Origin of the sequence: Desulfosarcina ovata subsp. ovata, from assembly GCF_009689005.1 — a bacterium.
Classification (GTDB): Bacteria; Desulfobacterota; Desulfobacteria; order Desulfobacterales; family Desulfosarcinaceae; genus Desulfosarcina; species Desulfosarcina ovata.
This window is the reverse complement of record NZ_AP021879.1, coordinates 4,129,282-4,142,355: the sequence shown is the minus strand read 5'-3', so window position 1 is coordinate 4,142,355 and position 13,074 is coordinate 4,129,282. Positions and strand designations below refer to the sequence as shown.

Below are 13,074 nucleotides of genomic sequence, written 5' to 3'. Positions count from 1 at the left end.
ACGCATGCGCCCTTTTCGACTCCGCCCCTATCAGAAAAAAGCCGTTGCCGCCGTGGTCTCGCGTTATCAGGAGCAAAACCAGCGCCGCATGCTGCTTTACCTTCCCACCGGTGCCGGGAAAACCGTGATTGCGACCCACATCATCAAAGCCCTGCGTGCCTCCAAGGCATTCGGCAAAGTGCTTTTCGTGGCCCATCGCCGGGAAATCATCGACCAGACCGCGCGCACCATCCGGCGGCATCTGCCCGGACTCGGGGTGCAGATCGAGCAAGGTAAGCGTACCGTCAAGGCCCAGGGCGCCATCACCCTGGCCTCGGTTCAGTCGCTGGTACGCCGCAAGGAAAAGTATGATCCCAAGGACTACGCGCTGATCATCTGCGATGAGTGCCACCGGGCGCTGGCGTCGAGTTGGGGAGAAGTGATCGACTACTTTCACACCCAAGCCGACCAGGAGACCCTGCTGCTCGGCATGACAGCCACCCCCCAGCGCACGGACGGCAAATCGGCCCTGGACATTTTCGGCCGCACGGCATTCGAAATTTCCCGCGCCGATCTGGAAGATCTCGGCTATCTGGTGCCCATGCGCTATTTCACCATCCGGGGAAACTTGAATCTGGACAAGGTCAGGATGTCGGCCGGAGATTTTCAGGTGGGTGCGCTCTCCCGGGTGATGAATACCGCCGCCAACCGGGCCTTGACCCTGAAAGCCTGGATGGAGCAGGGTGGAGGCAAAAAAACCATCGCCTTTTGCGCCGGTGTCGACCACGCCCTGGATCTGGCCTCGGATTTTTCGGCCCTGGGCATCCGGGCTGAGAAGATCGACGGCAAGAGCAAAAATCGTAGCGACATCCTGAAACGCTTTACCGACGGAAATATCCAGGTGTTGACCAACTATGGCGTGCTCACCGAGGGGTTCGATGATCCAAGCGTTGAATGCATTCTCATGGCCAGGCCCACCACCTCGCCGTTGGTCTACACCCAGTGTGTCGGACGGGGCCTGCGGACGTCACCCGGCAAACATGCCTGCATCGTCATCGACATCGTCGACCGCAGCGCCCACCCCTTGCAGTACGGGGCCACCCAGATGGCCGGCCTTTCCAAAGGGTGGCGCAGCCGCGGAGCGGATCCCTTCCGCCAGGCGCGCTCGTTCGCCGGGATCAAGGTCACCAGTCCCGACGCGTTTCTGAGACTTCGCGATGCCGCAACCATGGAGAAGGTGCAGTCGATTTTAATGAGTCTGCCGCCGGAGGTGGTCACCGCCGGTCTGGATGGCGAACCGGTGCTGCATTACGACGCGCGGGAAGGCGAATGCACCGCCAACCAGGCCCGGACATCGACCCGCGATATCCTCAAGCAGGCGGGAGCGATCGGCGCCAGGCTGCATGTGGATGAAACGACTCTGCGGATCACCTTCCGGTCGCCGGAAACGGAAAACGAGCGTTTCGCCTACCTGAAGTGGCACATCCAGCGGGTCGCCTGCCGCACGGTGATCTTTGAGCCGCCCAAACGCAAGGGCGGGGCCGTGCGTCCACGCTCCCTGTTGCGCTCCATGCTGCCCGATGGCTGTCAGATCCGCAATCTATCTGCCGACGCCCAAAACGACACCATCTCCGCCAGTATCGCCGGCCTCACACCCGATGAAATCCAGAACATCCAGGCGGATTTCGAAGCGGAATACGGCATGCGGCTGGACCTTAAGGGACAGATGTCGCTTTTTTGAGGGCCATTTACTGGTAATCTGCAAACCACTCCTTTTTTTTTATTCTTCTGGATAAACACTCTACCGAAGAAACCGGCGACCATGCAATCTACACCAGCTTAACCGGTCCAAGATCCCTTGGCGTACAGAGAATCCATGCGGATTTAGAAGACGAATGCTAAGGCAAAAATAGTGTAACGCTTCCCGTTCTGTTTATTCAGGCCCCGTTTAAAAAATATCCCAAATATATTAATGCGTTAGTGATCATTGGCTGCCTTTAGGACGTTGCAAAATAATGTAACTTTTTCATCGTATTTCAGGCCTTGAAGCATCTTATGCCGCTGCGCGTTAGCGGTTAATAGAGAAACGATGCAATAACAATCGACTTTACGAGAGTTAAAAAAAGTTACGATGTGGGATTTAGATTAACAGGTCTTGGGAGAAAGCTGATTCGCCGCAGAGTGAGGGAAGAGATTGTTTTTTGGAGCCTACATGGGATGAAGATTGGCGAGAAAGTCGACCGCCAGATTTAAATCGACGAAGCTATGGCCCAGTTCTTTGGCCTTGTCGCGGCAATCCGTGCAAATTTCCTTGAATTTTCTCATATCGCCCCTGGTGGCCACATAAATCTGTTCGATGGCTTCAGATTCAAAATCCTTGTATTCCAGGATGAAATCCTCGACTACGATGGGATACAGAATCAAGGTTTTCAATCGGCTGAGGATATCCGGATGCTGGCTGGTCAAATATGTCCTCACCTTTGGCAGTCCGGCCAAAACGATGGGCACGTGCGCGTCCATGATTCGTTTCAGGTAGGGCCAAACCCTTTTTTCGATGTCATTGGCCTCGTCGATGATGATGTAATAATCGGTCAGATTGCGGATCAGCTTCAAATGATGGGGCGTGCGCCGATAAGTGGCCACCGCCTCGTAGTTCAACCCTTGAAGGATGGAGGCCAACATTTCATGCACATTGAAAAGCGACTCCACCCATACGCCTTGAAGTTTTTTGGGTTTGAGCAGTTCGAGGAAACGAGTTTTTCCGACACCATATTCGCCCTCGATCAATACGCTCTGTCCCCGGTAGATCCGGTTGTATACCGCGGATAGATAGGAGACCCGGCGCTTATCGTTTATAAAACTTTGTTTTCGCTGCATGAGGCATACGGGGCCAAAGGGTTGTTTGACAATTGTCTTTCGCAATCCAAAATGAACGCATTGAAAAGCGCCTTGCCGGTGATGGTTTCAGGCTGGCGTAGTTTGATCGCGTAAGCGATATATCGTTTCCGGTGTTGCCGATAGATTGTTTGGGCGGCATCGAGGGTCAAACCCCGAAGATGGATGTCAATCAGTCGTGGCCTGTCCACCGCCATCTTTTTCTCCTGCAGAAAAGCGCTGATCAATTCAACCGCGTTGGGTTCGGTGCCTGCCTTTTTGACCGGCTTTTCGTAAGGTTCCCGGCGCAGCGCTTCACCCAGCAGGATACCGTTTTCCTTATGCTCGAAGATAAACAGCTTGTCGCCAAGATCGGAGATATACACCTTGGTGCTCTTGTGGCGGCTGAAGTGTTGCGCGCCAACGGCCACATAGTAGGTCTGCTTTTTGAAAGTAATGATGCCTTTCGCCCCCACGGTGGCGTTGATCTTGTCATAGCCGTATTTGACGAAATGGCGTACGTCATCCGCACTGAACGTTATCCACTCGTATTGGGCAAGACCGTCGTCAAACTTCTCCTTGGGCACCCAGGCCGATGTTTTACCGTTCACAGAATAATAGTGCTTTTGCTCATTGTGCTGCCGGCGATAGGCTTCGAGTAAACCACTCTGGCGCAGCGTTGCAAGATCGATGTCGAGATAGGTGATGGTAATTTTTCCTTTTTTGCCCTTTTTGTAGATATAGCCCGGTTCTGTCTTAACGATGCGGTCTTCAAAGTGCTTGATGATCCGCATTTCAAAATGATGGATGCTGCGATGGGATGATTCCAGATGTGCTTTGTCCTTGGGCGCATGGATGCGTGAGAAGTTTGGTTGCAGATAAAATCCGCCTGGCAATGAAAATTTGATGTTCAGTTCGTTGATGGGGCGTTTCAGGTTGACAAAACCCTTTGCATTGTCCGGTCTCAGCCGTATCTTTTTTTGCGGAAAGGGGGTGCTCACCAAAAATTTCTCGAACAGGTCCACCGAATTTAGACTGCTTTCGGAAAAATAGGCGTCAAGCACAAGCATGTTGCGCGATCCGGTGTCAAAAAACTCGATCACCTGGGGCTTGGCCCAAACGCCGTCGTCCGATCGAATCTTGAAATAGCGAAACCTGCATCCGTCCATTTGAATCAAATCGAAGACCGGTTCGTCCTTAAAGCAGACGCTGGGATCGTTCTTTTCCTCGAAGTCTGGTTTTTCCAAATAGACCTTGAGGTTGGCTTGCCTGGCAAAACGCCTTAAAGCGCTAAGTGAGATGCTACGTTCGAACTCTTGTTCGAGCCAGGCGTGGTAATTTTTGATGGTTCGTCCATGGCGGGTGATAAATACAAAACGATCGTCCGATGGATCGCTGGAAGCCTTGACCATCTCGATGAAGCGGTTTTGGATTTTTTCGGTCAAGACCCGGCGCCGGCCGCTGCACTTTCTGCCTTCCATGATGCCTTGGCCGGCAAGCAGCAGCGGTTTGGGAATGACGCCGGTCTTACGGTATTGATCCATGTAATATTTTTTGGCCCTGCGTTTGGCGCTGCCGGTTTTGTCCATGATCTTTTTGTGCAGCAAGATCAGGAAACGGTCGTCCATGGGCAGTTGTTCAAAGTCTTTGTCTTTCATGACGAATGATTTTCTCTTTCATCACTTTCAGCCAGAATAAGGCCGCTTGTCTGGATGTCGTTTGCCAATCATCGTTTTGCGCCGACCGAATCTGTTCCAGCATGGCCATCACGGCCGTTTTATAGTCTGCGCTGATGATATCGACCACAGACGCATTCTTTTTTTTGACATGCTTGGCCTTTAGGGTTTGATGGGCGTACTTTCTAATATTCTTAGCCGTGAGCGCCATGCCGGATGCGATAAATGCACGCCAGATCTTGCGTTGATCCTCTTTTGTAAAACGCGTTAGAATCCTGGCCTGGTATTCATTCTCCGGAAGGATGCCGTCGCCAATTGGAGACAAATTGTCGATGACATTGGCGGCCTTAATCAGACGATATGCCTGGGATCGGGCCATATCCCACCGGTCCTTGACATAGCCTTCAAACGAATCGAACAGCAAATCTCGAAACAATTGATCGTCTCGAATCTGCTTTAATGCCTTACCGGTTTGGTGAAAATGGTGTTGATTGGCAGCGATGATCTCCTCCAATTGGGTGAGTCGGTTGTTGGCCATCTGTTCACCCGATGCTCATCCGTTTCCCGATATCGCCAAGCAGTTGATTCAATTCCAACCGTTGGTCCGTTAAAGGATCCGGTCTGTTTGGTACAAGGGTTTGCAAATATTTGACACTGTCAACGAATCCAAGGCCTTTCACGGTCATGACCAAATCAATCGGGTTGAAGTTTTTCTCGCAAAGAAAGCACCTGGCGAGATTGGTCTTGGGGTTGGTCGCGGTTTGAAATTCATTGCATAGCGGGCATAGAAAACGAAAAATGCCTTCGATCACTTTAGATGGGATATGAAGCTGTTCTTTGATCAGCCAGTCAACCGGGATCCGATTGCGCAGTTGAAACAGTTCTCCCCCTGTAAACCGTCGTCTCATGATATTGGCCTCCTTATCTGCGTAAAAAATCCTGAAAAAGATTTCATCCATAACCACGGCGTGGAAAATGGCTCACAATTTCACCCGGCCGACCGCAAAAATGGCAGCGGCATCGAAAACCGAGGCGAAAAGGTACCGAAATTTCGATCTGTGGTGGCAACATAACCCGTTTAAAAGGGCTTGTTGAAGTATGATCATCCATGTTTTTTCTACGTGGATCGATTTCACGATGCCGACGACGGTTTTCGGCAAGACGGTGGGCTTTTTTACCTTTATCGGTTTTACGGTAGCGTCGCTGCGCTTTTCGACGGGACTGGAGACGACCGGCGATGCGGCATGCATCGCAACAATAAGCATGCCCACGAAAGCAGCACCGGCACACACAAAAAACGGTGTTGCACCAACGACAGGATATTTGGATCAGCTTTACCATCCGGCCTTGAAAGTGGCCGGAGTTTAAAGTAATTTACTTAATGAACATCCGGCCTTGATACGGAGTTCACCCTGAAAGCCCGGAAGTGATGGTTCCGGGCTTTCTCCTCATTTTCTTGGACCATGACAATACCCACTTTACAACCTACAAAAACTTTTTGGTAAAAACGATTGCCGGCGGGAGCTATTGCGGCGGGGTAGCGTGGTAGGTTTATTGATTTTTGGGGCGGGGTCTCGCTGCGGGATAGTAGAACCAACCGTTACACTTTTGCCGCATAGGCGGGGTAGGCCGTTACACTATTTTTGCCTTAGCAGACGAATACGAAATGAATTAGAATTAAAAAAGAAAGATGTTTTTCTAAAATAAAAATCAATAATAACGGATAGATAAAATCGACTTCGTGAGAGCCCCATTTTTTAACGATCACAACACTACAAATACAAATCTATAACCAAACAAAGAACGTTTAAAAATCAATCTCTGACAAGACATATCGCGCACCAGCCATTTTCGACCACTTTATTCCAAGCGATAAACCTGGATTTTTTATAATGATGCAAAATCAACTGGACCTCGTCTGGTTTCAATCCAGATAATATCAGTGTACTCTCTGCTTTAAGTTTTTTATCTATAACCTCACGCAAATCGATCAATGTGGGATATCTCAAGTTTGCCATTACCAAATCATAACAGCCGGATAATTCAGAAACCGTCTGGTTTTCGACAATAATTTTTTCAGACATTCCATTGAGACATACATTATCCTTTGCCTCATAGATCGCACAAGGATTATTATCTAAAGCGGTAATCGATTTAACACCCAGCTTGGCTGCAACTAAAGCCAAAATACCGGAACCAGTCCCGATATCAAGGCCGCGGTAATCGTCTTTTTGTTTAGAAAACCGGTTTGAATGCAGCACCACATCGATCAAATGAATACACAACCTCGTGGTTGGATGCTCTCCCCCACCAAAAGAGGATCCTTTTTTTAAAGCTATAACTGTTTGGCCCGGATGAGAATGAAAAGAAGAATTCTCAGGTTTAATATAAACGTGCTCAGAGATTAAAATGGGACGTTCATATGATATATCAATATATGAACGCCCAAATTCATAAATATATTTAAGCGTCCCATCTTCAATTAACGTTTTAATGATGGATTTTAAGGATTTCTGAGATAACAAACCGGAACGGCAAAATTGCATTTTCAGGTCTTTAAAATTAACCTTTGCCTTAGATTGCGAGATGAATTTTACAATTTTACCATTTGTTGAGAGCATTTATTTACCGTTTTTACCCAACAAGAACAAATTCTTTATTTTTTTTCTTTTTCTAATAAATTTTTATACCAAAGTGAAAATTCATACATTGCGATATATCGGTCATCATCATTGATTATGCCGATAGCCATTTCTAAAACACCTCGACCGTAGTTGTTTGAATAATCTTCCATCGTCTTGGACTGTAAAAATTCCCGAACCAGCATTTGTGACGTACGATTATTTTTATCTTTTCTAATATCGATGGGATCCTTTGGTTTTTCAAAAGGATCCCATCGTTCATAACCTATTTTTTCAGAAATATATTTCTGGCGCCTAGGTGACATCGAATCAAAAACCGCCCTTTTTTTATCTTCATCAGAGAAATTTTTATTCATTTTTCAAATCCTTTTGTTGGTTGGAATCCTTTAATTCCTCCGATTTCAATCCAAGATAGTAATCATCAAATACTGTCAGCAAAGCCATTGATAATGGCATCAAAATTTTACTCATTTCCTTATGGGATGATTGAAGCGTATTAATGATATCAACGGATAAATCATAAAGTTTAGAATATACCTTATCGAGATTAACCGTAGGATAGGATTGACCTTCACTGAACGAAGATAGACCACAGGTATGCCCACGACCGCCAATAGATGTTGGAATTCCATACAGACGGCACGTAAGCGGTCTATAATCATAGAGATCGCAACGGTCATTCAGGTTCAATAAAGGACAACGCGATCGTTCTGCAGCCATTTCAAACAGAACCTGCTCTTCAGTTTTTTCTCCCGCTTCTACGGCTTTAAATGCTTTTCGCTTTAGCTTGTAAATATTCCGATCTGTTTTATTTGCAATTGCTAATATTTCATTTTTCCTGTTTTCAGGAAGTTCTGTAATGAATTTATCATTTATGTATAACGCTTCGACCAAAGTAATATCAAATAGCGCGTGACAGCAATCAGAGCACCCTATTTTACACTGAACAGATTCTGGAAATTGTTTTCTGACAGTTTCCCATACGCCATCCACTTGTTTTGCAAAAGACTCATATTCTTTAAAAATCGCTGCCAGCTCTGGTTTCATCAAAAGATCTCCTCACTTTTGTTTCACGTGAAACATTATTTTCCTATACAAAATTGTTTAAAAATTTCTTCATAAATATCAATAGCTAAGTTATCTCCCGTTATATCATCCATCTCCTTAATGATAATGTCTATTAATTCTGATATCAGTTCATATGATTCATTTTGATTTGGATCTTTCATGTAAGATTGAATATTTTCTACCGCTTTTTCGAAAATTTTTCGTTGTCGAAAATTCGTCGTAATAGCGTCGTTTTTGTGAATTTGATCAATATTTTTTGTTATTTCATCATAAATAGTTGATTTTAATTCTTTAATTCCATTTCCATGCTTTGCGGAAATAAAGGACACCGGCAACCCTATTTTTTTAACTTCGTTAAAATTGCAACGTTCTCGATCAATTTTATCAATTTTATTGACGATAATAATAACATTTTGACATTTATGCTGGATAATAAAGTCTTTTTCAAAAGCCAACATCGATCTTGTGGCATCTAACATAAATAGAATAATATCGGATTTTTCAATTTTTTGATGGGCTTTTTTTATTCCCATTATTTCAATTGGATCATCTGAATGATGAATTCCGGCAGTATCAAAAGCAATCACGGGAATTCCGTAAATATTTATATTTTCTTTTAAAACATCTCTTGTGGTTCCAGGAACCTCGCTTACAATCGCTACGTCACTTTCTACTAGAGTATTTAACAAACTTGATTTTCCGACATTGGGGATTCCAGCGATTGTTATGCTGATACCTTGACTATAAATTGAATGATCTTTGCTTTGTTGAATTGCCGTTTTTAAGTCATTAAAAATGTTATTAAAAATAATATGGTTTATTTCACTTAGGCTAAGTCCGTTTTCTAATTCAGCGCTTTCCTCGAATTCAATTTTGGCTTCACATTGCGCTTTTAAATGAATTAATTTTTTTTTAATTTTTTCAACATATTGTTTTATGTGTCCGCTCATTTGATTCGTTGCAATCTCTGCGGCTTTTTTACATGGTGCGTTGATAAGATCAATAATGCCTTCTGCTTGGCTCAGGTCGATTCTTCCATTTAGAAAGGCACGTTTGGTAAATTCCCCTGCTTCTGCTATTTTAGCTCCTGAATCCAGAACGGAATTGAGAATTCTATTGAGATTGACGATACCTGAGTGGCATTGAATTTCGACGACATCTTCTCTGGTAAAGCTGTTAGGCCTTTTCATATAGAAAACTATCGCTTCGTCGATAATTTTCCCGGTATGGTAATCTAGGATATTTCCGTAGTATACTTGGTGGGATTTAAACTCGAATATTGATGGTCTTGTATCTTTTGAATTCAGTGCGGAATTTTTAGCAATAAAAATATTGGTAACGATCGACTTCGCATCGGAACCTGAAATTCGGATAACTCCTATTCCTGCAGGTCCCAATGGTGTAGCAATGGCTGCAATAGTGTTTGATTCGTATAAATTGTATTTTTTTTTTCCATCCATTGATTGATTATTCGGTGTTCTTTTCTTTTCTTGGTCTTCGATTTCCCTGTTTTTTTGGAAAAATCATTAATTTTCTGTAGTAGCCTTCCCCAACGCTCTGTGTTCTTATTCCTTGTTCGTCCTTAAGATGAATGTGTACAATTCTTCTATCATGGGCATTCATCTGTCCTATTGTAACCGGCTTTTTTATTCTTTTTGCTTTTTCAGCCATTCTCTGAGCCATTTGCTTAAGGTTATTCTTTCTTTTATCGAGATAACCTTCTATATCCACCATTACTCTCAGCCGATTTCTACTTTTTTTATTAATCATTTTTTCAAGCAGGTATTGAATCGCTTCCAATGTTTGTCCCCGCTTTCCAATTAGTACTCCACTGTCTCCAGCGGATATTTCAAATAAATATTTGTCGCCTTTTTTTTTTGCGTCTATTTCGGCATTATCAGAAATTGCGTCAACTATAGTCTTTAATGCATGCTTGCCATAATCCAAATTTACATCTGTATCTATAGAGGATTCTTTTTCTGATTCTGAATATTGTAATTTCTTATAGTCATCCGTTGGTCTTTCTTTTTCTTCAATAAACTTATTTACTCTTTTTTCTTCTATTTCAACAAATACTTTTATTTTTGCTTTTTTTACACCGACCAACCCAAATATACCCGTCGAACCATAAGTCAATACTTCATGCTTAATTTTATTAATTGGCAGATTGAGTTCATCGCTGGCTTTTTCTAATGCCTTTTCAACATTTTTACCCAGAAATTCAATCTCTTTTAACATAACTCCTCCGGAATTTATTTGCTTTTCTTTTGGACATAGTATTGTTGGCTAATGGACAAAACATTGTTTACCAGCCAATATAAAACTAGTCCTGATGAGAAGTTGATAAAAATAAAGGTGAAAACCACTGGCATGAGCATCATCATTTTAGCTTGTGTAGGATCACCCGGAGGTGGGGACATTTTTTGTTGCAACATCATGGTTGCACCCATAACGATAGTTAATACAGGAATTCCATAAGGGGGTTCCATAAAAGGTATTTTAAATCCAAAATCAAATAGTCGATCTGGTGCTGAAAGATCATTAATCCATAGTATAAAGGGGGCATGCCGCAGTTCTATGGCTTGATACAGCATTCTATAAAGAGCGAAAAATACAGGGATTTGTAAAACCATCGGTAGACAACCCCCCATTGGGTTAATCTTATATGTTTTGTAGAGCGCCATGAGCTCTTGATTCATCTTTTGCTTATCATTTTTATACTTTTCTCTAATTTCAGCCATCAGTGGCTGTAATTTTTTCATATCACTCATTGACTTGTAGCTTTTAGATCCAAGCGGCCATAAAATGATTTTTGTAAATACTGTCAATATGATAATTGCCAATCCATAATTTGGAATTACCCCATGGATTTTGTTCATAAACCATAGGCAGGGTTTTGCAATAATATCAAAAAATCCGAAGTTAAGCGCCTTACCTAGGTCATGACCCAAGCTATTGAGCAAATCCATACTTTTTGGACCGATAAAAATTAAGAAATTGGATCGTGCTTTTGATCTTGGCGCAATTTGGACGGCTGGACTGACCAGTTGGTTTATTACCAGATTGTCTTTTATGGATAGATTCATTGTTCCTACCATTTCTCTTTCTGGAACTATAGCGTACATGAAGTATCTATCCTCACAAGCAATCCATTTAATTTTGCCTGAGTAGTTATTTTTATCTTCTATTTTTTTAGTTTTGATCTGTTCAAGTGAATCATTAATTAATGCGCTTGGTCCGGTGAATCCATATCCCTTGGCTTCTTCTTCTGCTTTGCGCATGGATAGAACAAGTTCATCGTTGAACAAGTTAGTTGATTGATTTTCAATAGTAATTTCTAAGCCAATCAGATATGATTTTGGGTCGAACCGATATGTTTTATTAACAATGATACCGTTGTCGGATACCCATCTGTAATTTAGTGACTGGATACCGTTATTTATGGTTATTTTGTCTTTTTCGGTATTCACTGAAAAAATTCCGTTAGCCATATTAAGCATGGAATGGTTTGAAACCGATGCATGAAAGATTCCGTCAGAAAGCTCCTCTGGAATAAGTTCTTTGTTTGGCGATCCTGGCTCTGCGGTTTCTTTATATTTTTTCAGGACGAAACTGGTGAATGTTGCGCCCTTATTTGAAATTTTGACTATATAATTAGGAGTATCTATACTGATTGTTTTCTCATCGAATATTTCCTGTTTTTTTATTTTGCTTTTAACGGGTTCGGAAGCGGCGGGCAATTGGCTTTCGTTTTTTGCTTCTTGCTTTATAGGTTCACTATTCGTAACTTTTTCAGCTTCATTGGGAGTGACTGGCTGTTTATCGACAAAAAAGACGCTCCATACAAATAGTACGATGAAAGATAGACCGATTGCCAACAGCAGTCGAACTTGTTCCATTTTATTTCTCCTTGACGCTGATCAACGCCAAATTTTTAAATTCAATATTAATTATTCTTTTTAAAGTATTTTTCATACTTTGAAAGGTAGCTTAGGCGGGAATTGGGCTAAAAAGGATCTCTATTGAAGTTCAAGGAACCGGATCATATCCCCCTGGATGGAAAGGGTGGCACCTTAAAATTCTTTTAATAGCAAGGAAACCGCCCTTAATCGTCCCGCGGGTCTGGACAGCTTGATACGCGTATTCTGAACAAGTTGGAATGAATCTGCAATTTCTTCCTAAAAATGGCGATACAGCAATTTGATAAGCCCTAATAAAAAATAGAATTAACTTGTTCATTGTTTTCTATTGTTCGAATTACCTATCGACATCAGACATCTTGAAACCTGTTTTCCAATCTCTATTGAATCTATATGTCTTGCCGTTTTTTTGGCAATAATGTTAATGTCGAGTTTTAAATGTAATAATATTTTGTTATTTCGGAAATATTCTCTAATTATGCGTTTGATCCTGTTTCTTTTTACAGCGTTCCCAACTTTTTTTGATACCGTTATTCCTAGCCTATTATTTAATTCATTGTTTTCTTTATAAATAATTATAAAATCAGCTTCGTGATACCTTTTTCCGTGCTTGGATAGGGCATTATATTCTTTACTCTTCTTTAGTCTTTCATGCTTTTTAAAACTGTATTCTTTCAATGAATAAAACCCTTTTTTGCAATTGTATTTATTTAAACATGCCAAATCACAAAAAAGGGTCTTATTATTTTTTTAAAGCGCAAGTCTCTTTCTTCCTCTTGCACGCCTTCGATTGATAATTCTTCTTCCAGCTTTGCTTGACATTCTTTTTCTAAATCCATGGGTGCGCGCTCTTTTGATTCGGCTGGGCTGATAAGTTCTTTTCATTTTTCTCTTTTTTCCTTCTTCAGATTTTTA

Annotated in this window: 15 protein-coding genes; 2 read left to right on the top strand and 13 right to left on the bottom strand. The window is 42.8% G+C overall.

Annotated elements, in window-relative coordinates:
- Positions 1-4 precede the first annotated feature (4 nt).
- Positions 5-1,720: a DEAD/DEAH box helicase gene (locus GN112_RS18335; RefSeq protein ID WP_155311547.1), complete on the top strand. Its 1,716-nt coding sequence runs from the start codon at positions 5-7 to the stop codon at positions 1,718-1,720.
- Between the two features lie 467 nt (positions 1,721-2,187).
- Here GN112_RS18335 and GN112_RS18330 read toward each other — a convergent pair whose 3' ends face one another.
- The 4 genes from GN112_RS18330 to GN112_RS18315 are packed head-to-tail and all read right to left on the bottom strand — an operon-like array spanning position 2,188 to position 5,437.
- Positions 2,188-2,856, bottom strand: coding sequence for an AAA family ATPase (locus tag GN112_RS18330; RefSeq protein WP_155309036.1), 669 nt, complete (start codon positions 2,854-2,856; stop codon positions 2,188-2,190).
- Positions 2,832-4,511 carry an integrase gene (locus GN112_RS18325; RefSeq protein ID WP_155309035.1) on the bottom strand — a complete coding sequence of 560 codons (1,680 nt, stop codon included), beginning with the start codon at positions 4,509-4,511 and terminating at the stop codon, positions 2,832-2,834. Before GN112_RS18325 ends, GN112_RS18330 begins: the two co-directional genes overlap by 25 nt.
- A complete protein-coding gene (locus tag GN112_RS18320; RefSeq protein WP_155309688.1) occupies positions 4,492-5,067 on the bottom strand; it encodes a plasmid partition family protein in 576 nt (191 codons plus the stop codon). Before GN112_RS18320 ends, GN112_RS18325 begins: the two co-directional genes overlap by 20 nt.
- Positions 5,068-5,071: 4 nt before the next feature.
- Positions 5,072-5,437, bottom strand: a complete 366-nt coding sequence (locus GN112_RS18315; RefSeq protein ID WP_197743251.1) for a hypothetical protein — start codon at positions 5,435-5,437, stop codon at positions 5,072-5,074.
- A 229-nt stretch (positions 5,438-5,666) separates the two neighbouring features.
- Between GN112_RS18315 and GN112_RS18310 the strand changes: the two genes are divergently transcribed.
- Positions 5,667-5,897: a hypothetical protein gene (locus tag GN112_RS18310; protein ID WP_155309029.1), complete on the top strand. Its 231-nt coding sequence runs from the start codon at positions 5,667-5,669 to the stop codon at positions 5,895-5,897.
- Positions 5,898-6,343: 446 nt separating this feature from the next.
- Here the strand turns inward: GN112_RS18310 and GN112_RS18305 are convergent, their stop codons facing one another.
- The 9 genes from GN112_RS18305 to rpmH all read right to left on the bottom strand — a co-directional run bounded on the left by GN112_RS18305 (position 6,344) and on the right by rpmH (position 13,044).
- Positions 6,344-7,150, bottom strand: a complete 807-nt coding sequence (locus GN112_RS18305; protein ID WP_155311546.1) for a 50S ribosomal protein L11 methyltransferase — start codon at positions 7,148-7,150, stop codon at positions 6,344-6,346.
- Between the two features lie 35 nt (positions 7,151-7,185).
- Positions 7,186-7,527, bottom strand: a complete 342-nt coding sequence (locus tag GN112_RS18300) for a hypothetical protein (RefSeq protein ID WP_155311545.1) — start codon at positions 7,525-7,527, stop codon at positions 7,186-7,188.
- Positions 7,520-8,218 carry a YkgJ family cysteine cluster protein gene (locus GN112_RS18295; RefSeq protein ID WP_155311544.1) on the bottom strand — a complete coding sequence of 233 codons (699 nt, stop codon included), beginning with the start codon at positions 8,216-8,218 and terminating at the stop codon, positions 7,520-7,522. Before GN112_RS18295 ends, GN112_RS18300 begins: the two co-directional genes overlap by 8 nt.
- A gap of 35 nt (positions 8,219-8,253) precedes the next feature.
- A complete protein-coding gene (gene mnmE, locus GN112_RS18290; protein WP_155311543.1) occupies positions 8,254-9,699 on the bottom strand; it encodes a tRNA uridine-5-carboxymethylaminomethyl(34) synthesis GTPase MnmE in 1,446 nt (481 codons plus the stop codon).
- A gap of 7 nt (positions 9,700-9,706) precedes the next feature.
- Positions 9,707-10,477, bottom strand: a complete 771-nt coding sequence (jag, locus tag GN112_RS18285; protein WP_155311542.1) for an RNA-binding cell elongation regulator Jag/EloR — start codon at positions 10,475-10,477, stop codon at positions 9,707-9,709.
- A 14-nt stretch (positions 10,478-10,491) separates the two neighbouring features.
- Positions 10,492-12,138, bottom strand: coding sequence for a membrane protein insertase YidC (yidC, locus tag GN112_RS18280; protein ID WP_155311541.1), 1,647 nt, complete (start codon positions 12,136-12,138; stop codon positions 10,492-10,494).
- A gap of 130 nt (positions 12,139-12,268) precedes the next feature.
- Positions 12,269-12,478, bottom strand: a complete 210-nt coding sequence (gene yidD / locus GN112_RS18275) for a membrane protein insertion efficiency factor YidD (RefSeq protein ID WP_155311540.1) — start codon at positions 12,476-12,478, stop codon at positions 12,269-12,271.
- Positions 12,475-12,837, bottom strand: coding sequence for a ribonuclease P protein component (rnpA, locus tag GN112_RS18270; RefSeq protein WP_155311539.1), 363 nt, complete (start codon positions 12,835-12,837; stop codon positions 12,475-12,477). Before rnpA ends, yidD begins: the two co-directional genes overlap by 4 nt.
- Positions 12,838-12,909: 72 nt before the next feature.
- On the bottom strand, positions 12,910-13,044 hold the full coding sequence (gene rpmH, locus GN112_RS18265; protein WP_155311538.1) for a 50S ribosomal protein L34: 135 nt from the start codon (positions 13,042-13,044) through the stop codon (positions 12,910-12,912).
- Between the last annotated feature and the right edge of the window lie 30 nt (positions 13,045-13,074).

Bases quoted from the DNA above. Each gene is read 5' to 3' on its own strand.
- GN112_RS18335 (WP_155311547.1), top strand. From the start codon at position 5: ATGCGCCCTTTTCGACTCCGCCCCTATCAGAAAAAAGCCGTTGCCGCC.
- GN112_RS18330 (WP_155309036.1), bottom strand. From the start codon at position 2,856: ATGCAGCGAAAACAAAGTTTTATAAACGATAAGCGCCGGGTCTCCTAT.
- GN112_RS18325 (WP_155309035.1), bottom strand. From the start codon at position 4,511: ATGAAAGACAAAGACTTTGAACAACTGCCCATGGACGACCGTTTCCTG.
- GN112_RS18320 (WP_155309688.1), bottom strand. From the start codon at position 5,067: ATGGCCAACAACCGACTCACCCAATTGGAGGAGATCATCGCTGCCAAT.
- GN112_RS18315 (WP_197743251.1), bottom strand. From the start codon at position 5,437: ATGAGACGACGGTTTACAGGGGGAGAACTGTTTCAACTGCGCAATCGG.
- GN112_RS18310 (WP_155309029.1), top strand. From the start codon at position 5,667: ATGCCGACGACGGTTTTCGGCAAGACGGTGGGCTTTTTTACCTTTATC.
- GN112_RS18305 (WP_155311546.1), bottom strand. From the start codon at position 7,150: ATGCTCTCAACAAATGGTAAAATTGTAAAATTCATCTCGCAATCTAAG.
- GN112_RS18300 (WP_155311545.1), bottom strand. From the start codon at position 7,527: ATGAATAAAAATTTCTCTGATGAAGATAAAAAAAGGGCGGTTTTTGAT.
- GN112_RS18295 (WP_155311544.1), bottom strand. From the start codon at position 8,218: ATGAAACCAGAGCTGGCAGCGATTTTTAAAGAATATGAGTCTTTTGCA.
- mnmE (WP_155311543.1), bottom strand. From the start codon at position 9,699: ATGGATGGAAAAAAAAAATACAATTTATACGAATCAAACACTATTGCA.
- jag (WP_155311542.1), bottom strand. From the start codon at position 10,477: ATGTTAAAAGAGATTGAATTTCTGGGTAAAAATGTTGAAAAGGCATTA.
- yidC (WP_155311541.1), bottom strand. From the start codon at position 12,138: ATGGAACAAGTTCGACTGCTGTTGGCAATCGGTCTATCTTTCATCGTA.
- yidD (WP_155311540.1), bottom strand. From the start codon at position 12,478: ATGAACAAGTTAATTCTATTTTTTATTAGGGCTTATCAAATTGCTGTA.
- rpmH (WP_155311538.1), bottom strand. From the start codon at position 13,044: ATGAAAAGAACTTATCAGCCCAGCCGAATCAAAAGAGCGCGCACCCAT.